16 protein-coding genes are annotated in these 18,784 nt (G+C 51.8%); 11 read left to right on the top strand and 5 right to left on the bottom strand.

The features are described 5' to 3' along the window. Positions 1 to 117 precede the first annotated feature (117 nt). From AWM70_RS05430 to AWM70_RS05455, 6 genes are all read left to right on the top strand, one after another. The gene (locus tag AWM70_RS05430; RefSeq protein ID WP_068694689.1) at positions 118 to 1,572 is read left to right on the top strand and encodes a PTS mannitol transporter subunit IIBC; all 1,455 of its coding nucleotides are present in this window, start codon (positions 118 to 120) and stop codon (positions 1,570 to 1,572) included. A gap of 66 nt (positions 1,573 to 1,638) precedes the next feature. Further along, positions 1,639 to 3,708, top strand: a complete 2,070-nt coding sequence (locus tag AWM70_RS05435; RefSeq protein ID WP_068694690.1) for a BglG family transcription antiterminator — start codon at positions 1,639 to 1,641, stop codon at positions 3,706 to 3,708. Positions 3,709 to 3,726: 18 nt separating this feature from the next. After that, positions 3,727 to 4,164 carry a PTS mannitol transporter subunit IIA gene (locus tag AWM70_RS05440; protein WP_068694691.1) on the top strand — a complete coding sequence of 146 codons (438 nt, stop codon included), beginning with the start codon at positions 3,727 to 3,729 and terminating at the stop codon, positions 4,162 to 4,164. Then, positions 4,164 to 5,324: a mannitol-1-phosphate 5-dehydrogenase gene (locus AWM70_RS05445; protein WP_068694692.1), complete on the top strand. Its 1,161-nt coding sequence runs from the start codon at positions 4,164 to 4,166 to the stop codon at positions 5,322 to 5,324. The genes AWM70_RS05440 and AWM70_RS05445 overlap by 1 nt, the downstream gene beginning before the upstream one ends. Positions 5,325 to 5,494: 170 nt before the next feature. Next, positions 5,495 to 6,352 (top strand): tetratricopeptide repeat protein, encoded by an 858-nt coding sequence (locus tag AWM70_RS05450; RefSeq protein WP_068694693.1) that lies wholly within the window; start codon positions 5,495 to 5,497, stop codon positions 6,350 to 6,352. A gap of 55 nt (positions 6,353 to 6,407) precedes the next feature. Next, on the top strand, positions 6,408 to 6,884 hold the full coding sequence (locus tag AWM70_RS05455) for a hypothetical protein (protein ID WP_068694694.1): 477 nt from the start codon (positions 6,408 to 6,410) through the stop codon (positions 6,882 to 6,884). A 106-nt stretch (positions 6,885 to 6,990) separates the two neighbouring features. On the opposite strand, the gene AWM70_RS05460 is transcribed toward AWM70_RS05455, so the two are convergent. After that, positions 6,991 to 9,156, bottom strand: a complete 2,166-nt coding sequence (locus AWM70_RS05460) for an ABC transporter ATP-binding protein (protein ID WP_068694695.1) — start codon at positions 9,154 to 9,156, stop codon at positions 6,991 to 6,993. Positions 9,157 to 9,172: 16 nt separating this feature from the next. Continuing rightward, complete coding sequence (locus AWM70_RS05465; protein ID WP_068694696.1) at positions 9,173 to 10,918, bottom strand: ABC transporter ATP-binding protein; 1,746 nt, start codon at positions 10,916 to 10,918, stop codon at positions 9,173 to 9,175. Between the two features lie 577 nt (positions 10,919 to 11,495). Between AWM70_RS05465 and AWM70_RS05470 the strand changes: the two genes are divergently transcribed. Continuing rightward, positions 11,496 to 11,783: a HesB/YadR/YfhF family protein gene (locus AWM70_RS05470; protein ID WP_068694697.1), complete on the top strand. Its 288-nt coding sequence runs from the start codon at positions 11,496 to 11,498 to the stop codon at positions 11,781 to 11,783. 114 nt (positions 11,784 to 11,897) lie between these two features. Here AWM70_RS05470 and AWM70_RS05475 read toward each other — a convergent pair whose 3' ends face one another. Beyond that, entirely contained in the window at positions 11,898 to 12,404 is a 507-nt protein-coding gene (locus AWM70_RS05475) for an ADP-heptose synthase (RefSeq protein ID WP_068694698.1), read from the bottom strand. A 107-nt stretch (positions 12,405 to 12,511) separates the two neighbouring features. Between AWM70_RS05475 and AWM70_RS05480 the strand changes: the two genes are divergently transcribed. Beyond that, positions 12,512 to 14,311 carry an ABC transporter ATP-binding protein gene (locus tag AWM70_RS05480; protein WP_068694699.1) on the top strand — a complete coding sequence of 600 codons (1,800 nt, stop codon included), beginning with the start codon at positions 12,512 to 12,514 and terminating at the stop codon, positions 14,309 to 14,311. Between the two features lie 158 nt (positions 14,312 to 14,469). Here AWM70_RS05480 and AWM70_RS05485 read toward each other — a convergent pair whose 3' ends face one another. Next, positions 14,470 to 14,922, bottom strand: coding sequence for a DUF441 domain-containing protein (locus AWM70_RS05485; RefSeq protein ID WP_418303201.1), 453 nt, complete (start codon positions 14,920 to 14,922; stop codon positions 14,470 to 14,472). Then, positions 14,909 to 15,940 (bottom strand): YpdA family putative bacillithiol disulfide reductase, encoded by a 1,032-nt coding sequence (locus AWM70_RS05490; protein WP_068694700.1) that lies wholly within the window; start codon positions 15,938 to 15,940, stop codon positions 14,909 to 14,911. Before AWM70_RS05490 ends, AWM70_RS05485 begins: the two co-directional genes overlap by 14 nt. A 175-nt stretch (positions 15,941 to 16,115) precedes the next feature. Between AWM70_RS05490 and AWM70_RS05495 the strand changes: the two genes are divergently transcribed. From AWM70_RS05495 to AWM70_RS05505, 3 genes are all read left to right on the top strand, one after another. Continuing rightward, positions 16,116 to 16,727, top strand: a complete 612-nt coding sequence (locus AWM70_RS05495; protein ID WP_068694701.1) for a DUF2087 domain-containing protein — start codon at positions 16,116 to 16,118, stop codon at positions 16,725 to 16,727. A 129-nt stretch (positions 16,728 to 16,856) separates the two neighbouring features. Next, complete coding sequence (locus AWM70_RS05500; RefSeq protein ID WP_068694702.1) at positions 16,857 to 17,309, top strand: DUF3939 domain-containing protein; 453 nt, start codon at positions 16,857 to 16,859, stop codon at positions 17,307 to 17,309. Between the two features lie 199 nt (positions 17,310 to 17,508). Then, positions 17,509 to 18,717: an MFS transporter gene (locus tag AWM70_RS05505; RefSeq protein WP_068694703.1), complete on the top strand. Its 1,209-nt coding sequence runs from the start codon at positions 17,509 to 17,511 to the stop codon at positions 18,715 to 18,717. The last annotated feature ends 67 nt before the right edge of the window (positions 18,718 to 18,784 follow it).

Here is an 18,784-nt window from a genome sequence, read left to right on the forward strand (position 1 = left end):
GACGAAAGTGAATTTTCATTTGATTGAGAAAGAAAGCGCTTTGAATTAACATGGAATCAAGGATAAGACCTAATGAATTCTATCCTACCTAGTTTGATTTAAGGGGAGGCTCCTAAAATGGCAACATCTGCAGTAAGCGAAACTAAATCCAGAGGATTGAGGGTTGGCGTTCAAAAGTTCGGCCGTTTGCTGAGCGGTATGGTTATGCCGAATATCGGCGCTTTTATCGCTTGGGGTTTAATTACGGCCCTGTTCATCCCTACGGGCTGGATTCCGAATGAATATCTGGCAAAACTGGTTGATCCGACGATCAAATATTTGCTTCCACTCCTGATCGGTTATACCGGCGGGGAAATGATCCACGGGAAACGCGGTGCCGTAATCGGCGCGATTGCGACCATGGGCGTCATCATCGGTTCCGACATTCCGATGTTCCTTGGTGCGATGCTGGTCGGTCCGATTGCCGCCTGGATCCTGAAACAGTTCGACCGTGCGATTGAAGGCAAAATCCGTGCCGGCTTCGAAATGCTGGTCAACAACTTCTCGATCGGTATTATCGGCGGTTTGATCATGCTGGGCACGTATTCCGGTATCGGTCCTGCCGTAGAAGCCTTGACTACGCTTCTGTCAAACGGCGTGGAATTCCTGGTGAACAGAAACCTGCTTCCGCTGGTCAACATTATCATTGAACCTGCGAAAGTGCTGTTCTTGAACAATGCAATCAACCACGGCATCTTGAGTCCAATTGCCGTAGAAGAATCTGTACGTACGGGCAAATCGATTCTGTTTATGCTCGAATCGAACCCAGGACCTGGTCTTGGCGTACTGCTGGCCTACTGCTTGGTTGGCAGAGGTTCGGCCAAACAATCTGCTCCAGGCGCTGTGATTATTCACTTCCTGGGCGGTATTCATGAAATCTATTTCCCTTACATCTTGATGAACCCTCGCCTGATCCTGGCTGTTATGGCCGGCGGCGTATCCGGTACCTTTATGTTCCAACTGCTCGGTGCAGGTTTGACTGGCCCGGCTTCTCCAGGCAGTATCATCGCTTATTTCCTGGTAACGCCAAAAGGCGGTTACCTGCCGATGCTTGCCGGTGTAATTGTAGCAGCAGTCGTATCGTTCCTTCTGTCGGTATTGCTGCTTAAAACAACGAAACAGAAAGAGAACGACAACATTGAAGAAGCGGCAGCCAAAATGAAAGACATGAAAGCTGCCGGCGTAACTAAAACAGCTGCCGAAACAACTGGCGCAGACCAAGCGATCAGCGATGCTGCGGTTCAATTGGATCCTGAGGATGTTCATAAAATCGTATTTGCCTGCGACGCAGGTATGGGTTCAAGTGCGATGGGCGCTTCGGTGCTTAGAAAGAAAATGCAGCAGGCAGGTGTGGATGTAACGGTTGTAAACTCAGCTATCAGTGAAATCCCTTCTGATGCGGATATCGTCATCACACAGAAAACGTTGACAGACCGGGCGAAAGCAAAAATTCCTACAGCTGAACATATTTCCATCGACAACTTCCTGAAGAGTCCTGAATATGACAAGCTTGTAGATCGCCTTAAAGGTTAATGAGATGAACAAGAGAAAGCGCCGGCGGAAGCCGGCGTTATTCTCCATTTTTACAGGAGGTGCGGCGTGAACAAACTCACCGCAAGGCAAAGGCAGATTGTGACGTTTTTGCTTGAAAGGAAAGAGGAAACGACAGCCGCCGAAATTGCCGAAACAGCTCGGGTGAGTGTCAGAACCGTTCACCGGGAGATGGAGGGGCTGGAGCAGTTTCTGGCCGACTTTGATCTCCACCTTAAGAAGAAGTCAGGCAAAGGAATTGAGCTTGAAGGGGCTCAGGCGTCCATGGATAAGCTCGCCGCTATGCTAAAAGAAGAAAAACCTTCTGAATATACGGTAGAGGAACGAAAGATTTATATTCTGGTTTCCCTGCTTCATGCCGATGAGCCTGTCAAGCTGTTTACACTGGCTCATGCCTTAAAAGTAACGGTTCCCACAGTGACCAATGATCTCAATGAGCTTGAGCTCTGGATCAAAAGGTTTCGGCTGGAGCTGATCCGCCGGCGCGGATACGGCGTGGAGATCGAAGGCCGGGAGGAAGACAAACGAAGAGCGATCTGCCATTTGGCCGAAGAAAATCTAGATCCTTCCGATTTGGTAGGCGCAGGCGACAATCATCCCCCGCTGCTGCAGAAGCTGCTGAATCTGGCGGGCAAAGAATATTTTATGTTCGTGGAAAGCGCCTTGTGGAACAGAGGTTCAAAATGGCTGGATGAATTAAGCGAGAAGGCTTATACCCATCTGCTTATTTCCTTGTCCGTAGCCGTGTCCAGAATTCTTCAGGACAAAAAAGTGGAAGATAACAACGGCGGTTCAGGGTTTTACGGCTTCCGGCCAAGAAATTTGGAGGATGCCCAGGCCATTGTCAAAGAGCTGTCGGAAGTGCTGGATATTCCATTCTGCAGCTTTGAGACCAATTATATTGCCCTTCTGCTGGATGCCCTTCAGGATTCGGCTGCTTCGGAATATTTGACGCAGGCTGATCTTCTTCATATGGAAATTGTTCAGCAGCTTATTATGCGTGTGGCCGAGAAAACCGGTTATCCGCTGCAAGGCGACAAGTCCCTGCGGGAAGGACTGCTCCAGCATATCGATCCAGCGCTCAAAAGACTTCAGGAAGGCTCGAGAATCCGAAATCCGCTGCTGGCCTCCATAAGAAAGGACTACGAACCTTTGTTTCAGACGGTTAAAGAGGCTGTATCCGATCTGGATTCGGCCCTGGATGTCCCTGATGAAGAAATCGGCTTTCTGGTGATGCATTTTGGCGCTTCAATTGAACGGCTGAAAAGACTTCAGCAGGATGTCAGGGCCATCCTCGTATGCAGCAGCGGAATCGGCTCGGCTAAACTGCTCGCCACAAGGCTGGCCAAAGAAATTCCGCAAATCGAAATCGTTAGAAACAGCTCCTGGTATGAAGCGGCCAGAATTCCCGAAGAAGATTATGATCTCATCATTTCAACCATTGATTTGCCGCTTCCGCAAAACCGTTACATTCGGCTTAGTCCTCTGCTTACCCGGGAAGACATCGAGAAGCTGATTGACTACATCAAAAACACAACCTTCAAGCAAATGGATTCCGGACGTAAGGCCGGGCGCCCTGAAGAGAGGTCGGAGGAGAATTCCAGCTGGGCAGTGGGACGGATTAAATCGCTCCAAACCACACTGACTGAGATTCTGGTCCTGCTCGAGCAATTTCGGCTTGGTGCTATTGATACAACAGGTCAAGATTTGCGTTATGCCCTGCTGGAAGCATGCCGGGCGCTTGCGGAGGATTCGATCCTGGATGATCCCGACGAGGTGACCAATCTTCTGCTGGAGAGAGAATTACTGGGCAGTTTGATAATTCCCGACAGCTCTCTTGCGCTGTTCCATACGCGCAGCGCCCACATTTTGCAGCCTTCCTTGTCCCTGTACAGACTGAGTCAGCCTGTTCAAATGGACGGAGAAACCGATATTCAGGTCATGTTGATCATGCTGGGACCTCGGGAGCTGCCGAAAGAATCGCTTGAGATCTTGAGCGAAATCAGCGCTCTTCTGCTCTGGCCGGATTTAATCCGGCTGATGGAGCAGGGGAGCGAGCAAGACATCAAACAGTTCCTAGGAACTGAGCTGATGGAATTCTTCAAAAACAAAGTATAGACAAAGGTGGAGTTAAACATGAGTATACTGTCAAAAGAGAAAATTTTGTTGTCTGCAGCAGCAAAAGATAAATATGAAGCTATTCGCATTGCCGGCGAACTGCTGGTCAAAGCTGGCCATGTCGAACCGGCTTATGTGGATCGTATGATCGACCGTGAAAATATTGTATCGACCTATATGGGCAATGGTCTGGCAATCCCTCATGGAACTAAAGAAGGCAAAGACCTGATTCATTCGACCGGCTTGTCGATCGTTCGTTTCCCGGATGGCGTTGACTTTGACGGAGATGAACCGGCTTTTGTGGTTATCGGCATCGCAGGTGCCGGCGGCGACCATATGCAAATTCTGACCAACGTGGCTATGATCTTCAGTGAAGATGAAAGCTTGGAGCAGGTCATGAATGCTCCTACTGAAGAAGCCATCATGGCGATCTTTGAAGGAGGCCTTGAAGACTGATGAAAGCCGTACATTTTGGAGCAGGCAATATCGGACGCGGTTTTATCGGACTGCTGCTATCCCAGGCAGGTTATGAAGTAACGTTTCTGGACGTTAACGAAAATTTGGTGAGCCATCTCAAGCAGAAACGCGAATATCCGGTTGTGCTGGCCAGCGATCAGCGCGAAACGATCATCGTTCGCAACGTAACGGGCATCAACAGTGCCACGGAAACAGAAGCGGCGGTTCAAGCCGTGGCTGAAGCTGACATCATTACAACGGCGGTGGGCGTTAACATTCTGAAGTTTATTGCTCCGACCATTGCGGAAGGTTTGAAAAAACGTCTGTCCAGCGGTTCTCCGGCTCCGCTGCATATCATTGCCTGTGAAAATGCCATCGGAGGCAGCACCCAGCTTAAAGAGCATGTGTATGGTCTGCTTGACGAAGCTACACGCAGCAAGGCGGACAGTCTAGTAGCTTTCCCGGATGCGGCTGTTGACCGGATCGTTCCGCTCCAGCAGCACGACAATCCGCTTGAAGTGGAAGTGGAACCTTTTTACGAATGGGCTGTTGACACGTCCCAAATGATTCCAGGCTATACGCCGATTGAAGGCGTACATTATGTGGACCGGCTTGAGCCTTACATCGAACGTAAATTGTTCACAGTTAATACCGGTCACTGTTCAGCAGCTTACCGCGGTTATCTGAAGGGGTATGAACTGATCCAGGAAGCGATGGACGATCAGCAAATCGCGGATGAGCTGTACGGAGTTCTGAAAGAAACAGGCGCCGTGATGGTAGCTAAACATGGCTTTGACGCAGCGGAACATGAAGCCTATATTCAAAAAATTATGGAGCGCTTCCGCAATCCGGCGCTCAAAGATGAAGTGACGCGGATCGGCAGATCGCCAATCCGCAAGCTGTCGCCGAACGACCGTCTGGTGTCTCCGGCGCTGCAGGCTTTTGACCGCGGTTTGTCTTATGACGGATTAGCCAAATCCATGGCAACTGCCCTGCTGTTTGACGTTCAGGAGGACCCGGAAGCTGTGCAGATCCAGCAGACGCTGAACGAACGAGGGGCCTCCGAAACCTTGACTCATTTTACCGGAATCCCGGCAGATCATCCGGTGCATCAGGCGGCCATCAAGCATTATGAGCAGCTGAAGCAAGCCGTTAAATAAGGCTGGCTAAGAATAGAATAGAAATTTCGTTTTAAACGGAGACGAAGCCTCCGCGCGGCAGCGCAGGGGCTTCTTGTTTTTTCGGGGAGGACTATGCACTTTAGTCTATGTTATGATAGATGCAGCTATAAGAAGAAGCAAGGCATACATTCGTTGAACTTAGGGATACAATGATTCATTTTGACGAGTTGTGGGATTATAATCAGCCTGAACAAACAGAGCAGAAATTTATTGGGATTGCGGAGCAGGTTAAGGATAACGGGAATCTTGGATACATAGCGGAATTATGGACTCAGATCGCCAGGGCGCAAGGTCTTCAAGGCAGGTTTGAAACCGCCAACGCTTCACTGGACCGGGTCCTTTCCCTACTGAAGGAAAAAGAGCTTCCGAGAGCCCACATTCGTTACTTGCTGGAAAGGGGAAGGGTGTTTAACTCTTCAGGCCATCCAGCCCAAGCTGTGCCTTTATTCGAAGAGGCCTGGCTCCTGGCCCGTTTCCATGCTGAGCCTGATTATGCGGTGGATGCCGCCCACATGCTGGGTATTGCAGAAGCGGATGCTGCCGCAAGAATGGCGTGGAATTTACGGGCCTTAGACTATGCGGAGAAACATCCGGAAGCAGAGCGCTGGTTAGGTTCCCTATACAATAATATCGGCTGGGCTCAAGTAGAGGCGGGACAGCTCGAGCAGGCTTATGCTATGTTTGGCAGGGCTCTTGCATTCAGGGAGCAGCAGGGGAACGAAGAATTGATAAACATCGCCAAGTGGTGTCGGGCAAAAGTATTGCGATTAATGGGGCGGGTAGCGGAAGCGCTTGAGATCCAAATCTCCTTGTACCATGACGCCATGCAGCATAAAGGACCCAGCGGGTATAATTGCGAAGAGATCGCGGAGTGCCTTCTAGCGGCTGGCAGACGGGATGAATCACGCGAGTATTTCAGGAAAGCGTATGAACTTCTTTCGCAGGATGTATGGTTGGCCGGGCATGAAGCTGAACGGCTGGCAAGGATCGGAGAACTGGCCCAATAGACCAATAAGTCATGGTTGTCATTAGGAATTTCTGGTTTCAGGGAGGGGGAGGTTTATGCCTTATCGCAGCAGTCGTCAGCAGCTTATGGAGCAGCAGCAGTCTAAAGAATTGTTTTCTTATTTCGGTCTGGCCGTCTATTATGGACAGGCTTTGGAGCAGCAGCTGGTCAACCTGATTATGATGATGAAGCTGGCGGAAGGAAAGGTGCCTGCCGAAGAGGATTTGGAGGAGCTGTATCACCGCAAGCTCGGCAATTCCCTCGGCCAGCTGGTGAATGAGATCCGGCACCATTTTACTTTCACGGAGGAAGAGACGGAAGAGCTGGTGTCCATCTGGAAAGACCGCAACCGGATTGTCCATGACTATTTCAAGGAACGGATACTTGAAACCTTCAGCGAAGAAGGCCGGAAAGCGATGATTCAGGAGCTGAAGCAGTTCAAAGACCGGGCCAAACGGCTGGAGGACAAGCTCCAGCATTACACGCAGCAGCTGTATGAGCAGGTGGAAGGGCTGGACCACATTCAAACATAAAAAGGCTGATCCCTCGAAGGGTTCAGCCTTTTTGATATGAAAGAAAAAATCGGGGGAGGAACGGATTCGAACTTTCCTGTTGTATAACTGTGCTTAGTTCGGATTCTTAGGATAAATTCGGCAGCGGCGAAGCTGTTGGCCGTTTGGATTCATCGGCTGCTCCGGCGGAGCCGGCGGCAGGTGCAGACGATCCCTGAGCTTCCGGATTGCTGGAGCCGGAGCTGCCTTCCTGAACTTGCCCGGAACCATTCTCGGCAGCATCCGTAATGCCGCCCTGCAGGCGATACATCTGATAATAACGTCCGCCGAGGGCAAGAAGCTCATCGTGGGAGCCTCGTTCCACGACTTCACCTTTGTGCAGCACCAGAATCTGGTCGGCGCTGCGGATGGTGGAGAGGCGGTGGGCGATGATAAACGTCGTGCGCCCTTTCTTCAGCACCTCAAGCGCGGATTGGATCAGCGCTTCGGTTTCGGTATCGATGTTGGCCGTAGCTTCATCGAGAATCAGGATGGCTGGGTCGAAAGCCAGCGCCCGGGCAAAGGAAATCAGCTGACGTTCGCCTGCGGAGAGCGTGCTGCCTTTCTCCACGACCGGTTCGTCAAGTCCGCCCGGCAAATGGGCCAGGATGCGGTCGGCGCCTACATCCTTCAGCGCTTTCTCGACCGTTTCGCGGGAGATCCGGCCGTCGCCTAAGCTGACGTTGCTGGCGATCGTTCCGGTGAACAGATAAGGATCCTGCAGGACGATGCCCATATGCTGGCGGATCCACTGCTTCGGCAGGCTGGTGACCTCCTGTCCGTCGATGCGGATGGAGCCTTTCTGCGGATCATAGAACCGGAACAGCAGGTTGATGATCGAACTTTTTCCTGAACCGGTGTGGCCGACCAGCGCTACGGTTTCTCCCTGCTTGGCGGTGAAGCTGATATGCTTCAGCACATAATCTTTTTTATAGGCAAAAGAAACGTCATCGAATTCCACATTCCCTTTGTAACGCGGCATGCCGCCGTCCGTCACATCCACGCCAGGCTGATCCATCAGCTCGAATACCCGGCCTGCAGATACGAGAGAGGAGTCAAGCGCTGCCAGTTGATTGACCATGCCAGTAATCGGCTGGAACAAACGGCCGAGAACGTCTACAAACGCATACAATACGCCCAGCGATACAATGCCGGTTGCGGATAAATAACCGCCTCCGAAATACCAGAGTACAACCGCAAACGCCAGATTTCGGATCACGTTAACCAGGTTGTGCGAGGTCAAGGCGTTCAGGTTCAGCATTTTATTCTGGTGTTTCATATAATCGTCGTTTAAGGCCTCGAATTCATCGCTTGTTTGCTCCTGGCGGCGGAATACGCGGATTACCGGCATGCCCTGGATGGACTCGTTGATAATCGCGTTGATTTCGCTCAGCCGTGAGCGGATGATCGTGTTGTACCGGGTCGCGAACTTGCGGTACAGCACTACCCAGGCCGCGATGATCGGAATGACAAACAAACAGATGAGGCCAAGCCGGAAATCGAGCAGGAACAGGGCCACATATACGCCGAGCATATTGATGATGCCGGAGAAGAAGTTGGATAATACGGCGATAAACAAATCTTTGACGGCTTCTGTATCGTTCGTCACCCGGGAGACGACTTTACCGGCGGGAAGATTATCGAAATAATTGACCGGCAGCTTTTGGATATGTTTGTACACGTCGATACGCAGCTTCTGGATGACTTTGTTGGCGGATGACTGCAGCCAGTAGGTCTTCCCGAACTCCATGATGATGGAGATGAGCAGGAAGCCGAAATAAGCGAGAACCAGTGTCCGAATGCCCGGCAGCTCAGGTTTGTAGAAGGCATACAGCTCTTTGGCCGAGAGCTTTACAGCCGGATACTGCAGGGTTTCGCCGCCTTTGGAAATGGTCAGCACGCCGCCCTCAAAGGAACGTTCGCCCGTCGTGTCCGGGACTGCTCCTTCAACGAAATAAAACGGCCGGCCGGCTTGGAGCAGGTGCACCTCGCCGCCTTTGGTTTCGTCCGCGGCAAAACGGTCGCCGCGTTTATACAGCTTGCCGTTGTAGCTGACCGTTTCGCTGGAAGCCGTGTTGGTTTCGTAAAAAGGTTTCTCAATCGCCAGCATATGATTGTCGATCATGTTCCTGGCGATAAACGGGCCTGCCAAGTCGGCAGCCACACCAATCGCCAGCATGACCAGCGCCAAAATAAACGTCCTTTTGGCGGTTAAAGCGTATTTAAACAAGGCCTTGCCTGTTTTGGTTTTCATGTGGGGAAACACCTCTCTAGTCTGTCAGGTTCGATTCAACCTGCTGCCGTTCATATTGTTCGCGGTACCAGCCGCCTTTGGCCAGCAGCTCTTCATGGGTTCCTTCCTCGACGATCCGGCCTTTCTCGAGCACAACAATGTGGTCGGCGTGTTCAATCGCGGAGAGCCGGTGCGTGGCGATCAAGGTTGTTTTGCCGGAGCGTTTGCTGCGGATATTCTCAATGATCCGTGCTTCGGTTCGGGCATCGACGGCGGATAAAGCATCGTCAAGGATCAGAATTTCCGGGTCGGCGATAAAGGCCCGGGCCAGCGAGACGCGCTGCTTCTGCCCGCCGGAAAGGGCTACGCCTTTCTCGCCGACCAGCGTCTCCAGGCCGTCGGACAACGTATGCAGGTCGCCGTCGAAGGAGGCGGTGCGGATGGCGTCCATGATCAGCTCGTCATCGGCATTAGGCCGTCCGTACTGGATATTCTGGCGGACCGTCTTGGAGAAAAGAATCTGCTCCTGCGGCACGTAGCCGATCCAGCTGTGCAGCTGATCTTTGGCGATCGACGGCATCGGAACGCCGGAGATGAGCAACTCGCCGGTGCCCAGCGGGTATTCGTGCAGCAGCTGCTTCAGCAGCGTCGATTTGCCGGCACCGGTCCGTCCGACAACGCCCAGCGTTTCGCCGCGCTTCAGGTTCAGCCGGATCTGCTCCAGGTTGTTTACAGTCGAAGTCGGATAACGGAACGTCACGTCACGAAATTCAATGGAATCCGGAGCAGCCACAGGTACGGGATGTTCGGCGTCTTCCACGTCCGGCTTCACGCTGAGCGTTTCGTTGACGCGGTCCAGCGAAGCCCCGCCGCGCTGCATGATGTTGATCAATTCGCCGATGGCGAACATCGGCCAGATCATCATCCCTAGATACATATTAAAAGAGACAAGGTTGCCCAGCGTCAGCTCATTGTGGAACACAAGATACATGCCGTACGTCAAGCTGATTACATAACTCAGGCCTACGCAGAGGCGGATTGTCGGCTCGAAATAAGCGTCGACTTTGGCCACGGCCAGATTTTTCTGGTAAACGTCATTGGTGATGTTCTCAAACCGGGCTTCATCGTTGCGCTCCTGCACATAAGCTCGGATAACGCGTACGCCGGCTACCGATTCAAGCACCTGATCGTTCATATCGCCAAAGGCATCTTGGGCAAGCGTATATCGCTCGTGAATGATTTTGCCGTAGATTTTCATTGCGAGAGCAATGAAAGGAAGCGGAATTATCGCTGCGAGCGTCAGCTTCCAGCTGATCAGTGTAGCCATCGCCACGAAGATCGTCGCCAGATAAGCGGTCGAATCGGTTAGGGTCAGCATGCCAAAGCCGGCCGTCTGGGCCACGGAACGCAAGTCGTTGGTGGCGCGGGCCATCAGGTCGCCGGTCCGGCTCCGTTCGAAGAACGGCGGCGTCATCCGCAGCAGATGGTTCATAAACCGGGTGCGCAGCAGCCGTTCCACCAGATTAGAGCCGCCGAACAGCTTGTGCATCCAAACATAAGTAATCAGATAGATCAGAACCAGCAGGCCCACGATCGATAAAATGTACATCGTCAGCAAATTCCACGTGATAGAGCCGCTGACGATGTCGTCAATAGCGCTGCCGAGCAGCCGTGGGGGGGCCAGCTCCAATACGCCGACCACAATCAGGAAGATAAGCCCGATCGTGTAGCGTTGTTTCTCCCGGCGGAAGAACCAGCCCAAATTTTTTAATACCGAGAACATGAATCAAAACCCTCCTCTTGAGTCTTCTCCGTCTGTCTAACCTTTTCATCATCAGATACGGATTACGGTGTTTAATCGGGCCTGCAGCTGTTCTTTGTGGTCTGCCTGCAGAACCCTGAAAAATAAAAAGGGACACATCGTCCTATGACGATATGTCCCTGGATAACCTAAACATATGCCGGATTACGATTGTAAGCAACCGTATCCGCATGCCTCGGCCTAGAAAGGCCGGTCTTGGGTCGAGACGTGCAGCTCTTCTGATAAATTCCCTGAACCTCGCTTGCGGGATTGCTTCGGTATTTAATTGTTTCAGCCGATCGGCCATATCATGTTTATCGTAAACAATATGATTAAACATCGAGCGCACCCTTTCTTCCACATGGGAATTTTTGATAAATTAGTCTGACACAAGAATCTTAACACCGCATTTTCCAAATTGTCAAACGTAAAAAATAATTATAATAAAATTCCCCGGTTTGGCAAACAGGAGCGTCATGGGCTAAAATAAGGGTACAAATAGAAAAGACAGCCTGTTTAAGGAAGTGCAAAACGGGTTGATTGAGAAGGAGAGACTCGCATGATTCATGTTGCTGAGGATGCAGCCAGATGGTATAAGAAAGAACTGAATCTTGCCGAAGGGCAATCAGTCCGCTTCTTTGCCCGTTACAGCGCAGGCGGACACATTCATCCCGGATTTTCACTTGGCATTGATACGGAGGAGCCTAAGAAGCCTGGCATATCTACAAATGTAGACGGTATTCGTTTCTATATGGAAGAGCAGGATTTGTGGTATTTAGACGGCTACGATTTGAAAGTCAGCTATGATGCCGAAAGTGACGATATCATTTACGAATACGTGCAGTGACCTGTAGAATAGAGAGTTACGAGGGACAGGTACGGCCCAAAAAAGCCCGCGCACACGCGGGCTTTTTCATGGCTTTTTACAGGATGAAAGAATGTTAACGTCTATAACCTGCGCCTAGCTGAAGACATTGTCTTCCATGGCGAATTCGAAATCCTGAATATCAAAAACCTGAACAGGCACTTCGGCTTCAATAATCCGGCGGATCAGCTCGAACTGGTCCGTCAGAATCGGGGCGTTCTCCTTTTGGGCCGTCAGGATGATTTCCGTTTCAATGGGGTCGAGGTATTCGCCGTATTGTTCGTTGTCCACCGCATTAACAACCGTCCAAGTTATATGCTCATCGAGCAGGATGGACGCGGTTTTTCCCCAGGGCATGACCAGGATCTTCTCCAGCCTTTTGCGGTTCAAGGGTTCTTCCATATAGGCGATCAGCTCATTGATCTTGTCTTTCACGTAACGGTCGTCTTCCGGATCATTCATGAGCGGTTCGGTGCTGTCTCGGAATTCATACAATTCCATGATCGTGTTGTAAGGCACAATATATTCTACGGGGCTGGAAGGTGCCAAAAGTTCACCGTATATCGCGACCATTACAGCTTCAATGACAAATCGGCGTGTCATGGTTACCCTCCTAAAGCGATTACATCAGAATTCGGCTTGGGCCGTACAAGCAGAGCATAACTGCAAGTTTTACTAAGGAGTATAACATACAAGGGAAGTGCACTCAATTGAATCCGTTTAAAGCTTATTTTGTTTTTGTAAAACCTTATTGGAAATGGATATTACTTACGCTGCTGATCGGACTGCTGAAATTTGGGATTCCGTCGCTGCTGCCTCTATTATTAAAATATGTGGTCGATGATCTGCTCATGAATGCGCAGCTGACGCCGGCGGAAAGGATTCGCGGGCTGGGAATGGCGCTGGGCGCGGCGATGTTCCTGTTTGTTGTGGTCAGGGGGCCGGTCGAATACCTGCGCCAATATTTTGCCCAGTTTATAACCGCCAGGATCTTGTTTGATCTGCGCAGCCGGCTTTATGATCACCTGCAGAAGCTGTCGCTCCGTTATTACCAGAATACGAAGGTTGGTGAAATCATTTCGCGGTTCATCAACGATGCCGAGCAGACCAAAAACATCGTTGAAGTCGGCATGATGAACGTGTGGCTGGATTTGTTCACCTTGACTTTTGTGCTTGGTTTTATGCTTTATCTGGACCCAATCCTGACGCTCGTTTCGATTTCGGTCCTGCCGCTGTATGCCCTATCCGTAAATCTGCTCTATAAACGGCTGAAAAAGCTTACCAAAGACCGCTCCGCTGCGCTTGCGGGCATCCAGGCTTATCTGCACGAGCGGATGCAGGGCATCACCGTGATCCGCAGCTTTGCACTGGAACGTCATGAAGACCAGCGGTTCCGCGGCATCAACGGACGTTATCTGGACAAGGCGCTCAATCAAAGCCGCTGGAATGCCTGGACATTTGCGATTACCAATACGCTGACCGATATTGCCCCGCTGCTCGTCATCGGGTATGGCGGCTACCATGTTATTCAAGGCGGGCTGACGCTGGGCACGTTTGTGGCATTTTTTGGTTATCTCGACCGTTTGTACGCGCCGCTTAGACGTCTGATCAACTCTTCAACCGTGCTGACCCAAGCCTCGGCGTCCTGGGAACGGGTTAAAGAGCTGCTGGATCAACCGTATGATATGGTGGATGCCAAGGAAGCCAAGAGGCTTCCGGACGGGCAGACGAGCCTTGTCTTTGACAAGGTCTGGTTTAAATATCAGCCGGATCAGGATTGGGTGCTGAGGGATATTACCTTGGAGATTAAACCTGGGCAGACCGTCGCTTTCGTCGGGATGAGCGGGGGCGGCAAATCGTCTCTGGTCGGCCTAATTCCAAGGTTTTATGATGTTCAGGAAGGGGCGATTTATGTTGGCGGAACCGACGTAAAGCAGCTGACCATGCACAGCCTGCGCAGCCGGATCGGCATGGTGCTGCAGGAGAATTTCCTGTTCAGTGGTTCGGTCAAGGACAATATTTTGCTTGGCAGGCCGGGGGCCGGCGAAGAGGAAATCGTGGATGCAGCGAAGGCGGCTAACGCACATGATTTCATCATGCAGCTGCCAGCCGGTTATGACACGGAGGTCGGAGAGCGGGGCGTGAAGCTTTCGGGCGGTCAGAAGCAGCGGATTGCGATAGCCCGGGTATTCCTAAAGAACCCGTCGGTGCTGATTCTGGACGAAGCAACTTCGGCGCTGGATCTGGAGTCCGAGAATCTTATCCAGCAGTCGCTGCAGAGCTTGTCCGAGAGCCGGACTACGCTGATCGTGGCTCACCGGCTGTCCACGATCACGCATGCGGACCGGATTTATGTGATGAACCATGGCGAGATTGCCGAAAGCGGCACCCATGCCGAGCTGATGGAGCAGGGCGGCATTTATAGCCGGCTTTATAATATCCAGCATTTGAATCTGAATGAACAAGAGAGCAGCCTGCAGCTGGCTTCCACAGCAAATGAACAAAGCTAGAGTAAAGAAAAGAAGATCAAGTAAAGAGGATCCAGGAGTCCCCTCCTGACAAAATAAAAACCGGAACCTCCCCTGATCGAATCAGGCGGGTGCTTCCGGTTTTTTGATAGGAATCGTTTTGAAATGAATCGTTTGGCCGTCCGTCAGCAGTTAAAGAATCATCCCCGTCCGATCAAAAGGGACAGAATACCGGCGGCGATCAGCGGACCGACAGGTACCCCTTTGAAGAAAGCAACCCCCAGCACAGTACCGATCAGCAGGCCCGTCACAAGGATCGGCTGGCCGGCCATCAGGCTGGCGCCGCGGCCGCCCAGATAAGCGACGAGCATGCCGACAGCAATGGCCAGCAGCGACTTCCAGTTCAGGAAGGACTGCCAGACCGCATCAAGCGGAATTTTGCCGCTGGCCAGCGGGGTCATGACACCGATCGTAAGGATCAGAATGCCGATGGTCAGGCCGTATTTCTCCAGAAACGGGAATGCGGACTGAAGTTTGGTGACCCGCAGAAACAGCAGCACCAGCACCGCTACCGTAATCGGCATGTTGCTGCTGAAGATGCCGAGTGCGGCCAGAGCCAGCAGCAGCAGGGCCGTGACGTCAATTTGCGCCATAAGGAGCCTCCGCCGTATTGCGGATGCGGACCGCTTCCGCACGCCGGGCGGCAATATGGGCAGCGATCAGCTTGCCGTGTCCGCGGCCGGTTTCAATGAAAACTTCATTGGCATTCCGTCCGGAAGCGACAACGCCCGCCACATACAGGCCGGGCACATTGCTCTCCATGGTGGCCGGATCAAAGACCGGCTTATCCTGATCTTCGGACATCTCGATGCCCGAGGCGGACAGCAGGCCGCGGTCGGGACGGAAGCCGGTCATCGCTACGACAAAGTCATTGGCTAGTTGCTCGTGGCTTCCATTCTCCAGCGATTCTACGACAACGTGGTCAGCCTGAATCTCTACTACGCGGGACCGGGTGATTGTGCGGATTTTGCCCTTATTCACCAGCCCGTCGAACAAAGGTCGGACCCACGGCTTGATGTTGCCGGACAAATCGTCGCCCCGGTAAATGACGGTAACGTCCGCGCCAACCCGCTCCAGTTCCATGGCAGCATCCACCGCTGAATTGCTGCCGCCGATGACGGCGACCTTCATGCCTGCATAAGGATGGGCCTCCCGGAAATAATGGGTCACCTTGTCGCTGTTTTCCCCGGGGATTCCCAGCATATTCGGATGATCGAAATAGCCGGAGGAGACAACCACGTTCCGGGCTTTCAGAACGCGGCTTTCGCCAAATCGCCGCCGGGTTTTGATCGTGAAGGTGCCGTCCTGTTCCCTGGCAATGGATTCGGCTTCTTCATATGTAGCAATGCGCAGTCCATAATGATCCGCAACCTTGCGGTAATAAACAAGCGCTTCGTGGCGATACGGCTTCTCATTGGAGCAAGGGAACGGAATATCGCCAATCTCCAGCAGCTCGGCTGTGCTGAAGAACTGCATGTTAACCGGATATAAGAAAATGGAATGAACAATGTTGTGTTTCTCTACAATAAGAGCCGACAGCCCCTGCTTCTGGCACTCAATAGCCGCAGACAGACCGCAGGGCCCCGCTCCGATAATAATTACGTCTTCCATGTTAGAAATCCTCCTTGTGCACAGGCTGCTTGGCAGCTTTGAAAATTAAGCATGTAACCATTCTAGCTTATTACTGTATATTTTCAAACCGTATCGGCTTGACACTGCGGTGGATTTTCTCTAAAATCTGATTAGATGATTATCTAATCAATTTGATTCTAAGGGGTTTTGTGTGATGCAGCTTGAGAAGATAGTAGCTTACCATAAAGCGATGGGTGATCCGACGCGGATTCGGATGCTGATGCTGCTGGCCGAGCAGGAGCGGAGCGGGCAGGAGCTTGCCGAGCTGCTTCATCTGTCACAGCCCACGATCACTCACCATGCGGCTAAACTGCGCGAAGCGGCGCTGATCAAGGAACGCAGGGACAGAAATACGGTTTATTTCCAGGTGAACCCTTATTTCATAGAGCAGGGAGCTGCGGCGTCAGTGGCCAATATTTTAAATCGAACAGGAGGAGGGCAAGCCATGGAAGATACAACACAGCAATCGGATCAGGAGACACTCAAACAGTCGGTTTTGCGCAATTTTTTCGCCAAAGACGGCCGTTTGAAGCAGATTCCGGCTCAGCTTAAGAAGAAGGTTATTGTACTGGAACATTTGGCTGAGCAGCTTACGCCGGGACGCAAATACGAAGAGAAAGAAATCAACGAATTTATCAAGCAGTACCATGAGGATTTCGCAACGCTGCGCAGAGAATTCATTATGCATCAGTTCATGTACCGGGAGGAGGGGGTCTATGAACTGAACCCAAAAACGATGTGGACCTCCTGGCAGCAGCTCCGCTAGAAAGCTTTCATCGGCCGTTCTATGAACGTTTTATGGCGGTTGCTTTAAAGAGGGACTTTCGGCGAAAAACAGGGTATAATATAAGTGTAAGCGTTTTCTATTAACGGTTTGGCAAAGGAGGTTAAGGTCATGCTGTTTTGGAAGAAGACTAAGAAAGCTGCGGAACCGGTTGAAGTAACGCTGGAGCAGGTCCGCAGAGCCGTTCTGCAGTACGAGGATGACACACCGGAGACGATCAACCGGCTGACGCTGGTTCAGCCCGACGGCAGTCTCGATACGAACCGGCTGGCTCGTTATTTGGGCGGTCCAAGCAAACACAAATTTTATTTATCCCGTGAAACATTTGAAATATTTGAAGAAGCCGAACGCCACATTCCTTATTATCTGGACCTGGTGCAGATGGCGGTGGACGATTACGTAAACGAAACCGGTAAACTTCCGCTGGTGAAAGGCTCCATGGAAGGAGAAGTCGATTACCGGGCGCTGATGCAGGATCATTATCTAAAAGAGCTGCCGCCGCTGCCGCTCTATTTAACGGATCAAGAGCTGATGCTCAGCCGGCATCCGGTTTCAATCGAATAAAGGTCTGGAGAACTCCCGCGAGACGCTGCCCGTCTTTCGGGAGTTTTTTTACGTGTGCTGCTTACTAAACGAAAAAATATGTATATTTGTACATATAAAATGACCTATGTTACATCCTTTTGCCTTCCATATGGTGATATAATCAAAAAACGGGTAATTTCTTCATGGAACGGAAGCTAACAAACAGGGAGGTGGCACCATGAATTTGCCCTGGAAAAAGAACCTCTATGTGCTTTGGTGCGGCGTCTTCTGCACAAGTACGGCTTATTCAATGGTCATCCCTTTTCTGACGTTGTTTATCAATAAGGATTTGGGGGTAGAATCGAATGTGTCATTTTGGTCGGGCCTGCTATTTGGCGTAACCTTTTTGGCAAGTGCGCTGATCGCGCCCTTTTGGGGTTCGCTCGCTGACAAATACGGCCGCAAACCGATGCTGCTGCGTTCGGGTTTCAGCTTGTGTGCGGTTTATCTGCTGATGGCGGTCGTCCAGAATCCTTATGAGCTGCTGGTCGTCCGCATTTTGTCGGGTTTGCTTGCCGGTTACGTTCCCTCGGCCATTGCTCTGGTGGGAACCAACACGCCGGAGAAGCATGTCGGCTACGCACTCGGCATTATGGCAACGGCCGGGGCGTCGGGCAGCATTGTAGGCCCGCTGCTGGGCGGTGTGCTGAGCAAATTTATCGGCTACAGGGAATGTTTCCTGGTTGCCGCATTTGTGGTACTCCTGTCTGCAATCATTGCCTGGATCGGAGCGAAGGAAGAGAACTTCGACCGCAATCGGACACGGTCGCATGTGAGGGATGATTTGAAGGAGGCTTCCGCTAACCGTCCATTGATGCGCCAGCTTGGTGTAGTCTTGATTGTAACGGCTTCGGTCATGGTGCTTGAGCCGCTGCTGACGCTTTATGTGCTGGAGCTTGGCTCCTCGCATGACAATGCTTCGTTAAGCTCCGGCGTGATTTTCTCTGCAGTGGGCGTAGCCACGGTGGTTGCCGCTCCGATCTGGGGGAAAATCGGCCAGAAGATCGGTTACGAACGGACCTTGATGATCGGCCTTCTTGGCGGCGGCCTGGGCAATGTGCTGCAGCTGCTGTTCCACAATCTGGTCGGCTTCGGCATTTTGCGGTTTGTTTACGGGCTTTTCTTTGCCGCGGTATATCCGGGTCTGAATGCTTTGATCGTCAAGGCGACAACACCGGAATTTCGCGGACGCGCCTTTAGCCTGAATCAGTCGTCCAGCCAGCTGGGCAATATGGTCGGTCCGATTGCGGGCGGCACGTTAGGGGCTTATATCCCGATTCCGATAGTTTTCCTGCTCAACGGGGTGCTGCTTACGGCAACGGCCGGTACGCTAAAGCTAAAGCAGCTTAAAGGGCGCAGAACCAAAGATGAGGCGGCGGACATTTAATTTACGATAAAAATTTTCCTTGAGCGTTTGACAGCAAGCGCCATCCTTCGATACGGCGAGGGATGGC

The organism is Paenibacillus yonginensis (assembly GCF_001685395.1).
GTDB classification, from domain to species: domain Bacteria; phylum Bacillota; class Bacilli; order Paenibacillales; family Paenibacillaceae; genus Fontibacillus; species Fontibacillus yonginensis.

Excerpts from the sequence above, each read along its gene's own strand:
- AWM70_RS05500 (WP_068694702.1), top strand. The coding sequence starts at position 16,857 with ATGCTGTTTTGGAAGAAGACTAAGAAAGCTGCGGAACCGGTTGAAGTA.
- AWM70_RS05470 (WP_068694697.1), top strand. The coding sequence starts at position 11,496 with ATGATTCATGTTGCTGAGGATGCAGCCAGATGGTATAAGAAAGAACTG.
- AWM70_RS05460 (WP_068694695.1), bottom strand. The coding sequence starts at position 9,156 with ATGAAAACCAAAACAGGCAAGGCCTTGTTTAAATACGCTTTAACCGCC.
- AWM70_RS05485 (WP_418303201.1), bottom strand. The coding sequence starts at position 14,922 with ATGGCGCAAATTGACGTCACGGCCCTGCTGCTGCTGGCTCTGGCCGCA.
- AWM70_RS05445 (WP_068694692.1), top strand. The coding sequence starts at position 4,164 with ATGAAAGCCGTACATTTTGGAGCAGGCAATATCGGACGCGGTTTTATC.
- AWM70_RS05495 (WP_068694701.1), top strand. The coding sequence starts at position 16,116 with ATGCAGCTTGAGAAGATAGTAGCTTACCATAAAGCGATGGGTGATCCG.
- AWM70_RS05465 (WP_068694696.1), bottom strand. The coding sequence starts at position 10,918 with ATGTTCTCGGTATTAAAAAATTTGGGCTGGTTCTTCCGCCGGGAGAAA.
- AWM70_RS05430 (WP_068694689.1), top strand. The coding sequence starts at position 118 with ATGGCAACATCTGCAGTAAGCGAAACTAAATCCAGAGGATTGAGGGTT.
- AWM70_RS05475 (WP_068694698.1), bottom strand. The coding sequence starts at position 12,404 with ATGACACGCCGATTTGTCATTGAAGCTGTAATGGTCGCGATATACGGT.
- AWM70_RS05505 (WP_068694703.1), top strand. The coding sequence starts at position 17,509 with ATGAATTTGCCCTGGAAAAAGAACCTCTATGTGCTTTGGTGCGGCGTC.
- AWM70_RS05490 (WP_068694700.1), bottom strand. The coding sequence starts at position 15,940 with ATGGAAGACGTAATTATTATCGGAGCGGGGCCCTGCGGTCTGTCTGCG.
- AWM70_RS05455 (WP_068694694.1), top strand. The coding sequence starts at position 6,408 with ATGCCTTATCGCAGCAGTCGTCAGCAGCTTATGGAGCAGCAGCAGTCT.
- AWM70_RS05450 (WP_068694693.1), top strand. The coding sequence starts at position 5,495 with ATGATTCATTTTGACGAGTTGTGGGATTATAATCAGCCTGAACAAACA.
- AWM70_RS05440 (WP_068694691.1), top strand. The coding sequence starts at position 3,727 with ATGAGTATACTGTCAAAAGAGAAAATTTTGTTGTCTGCAGCAGCAAAA.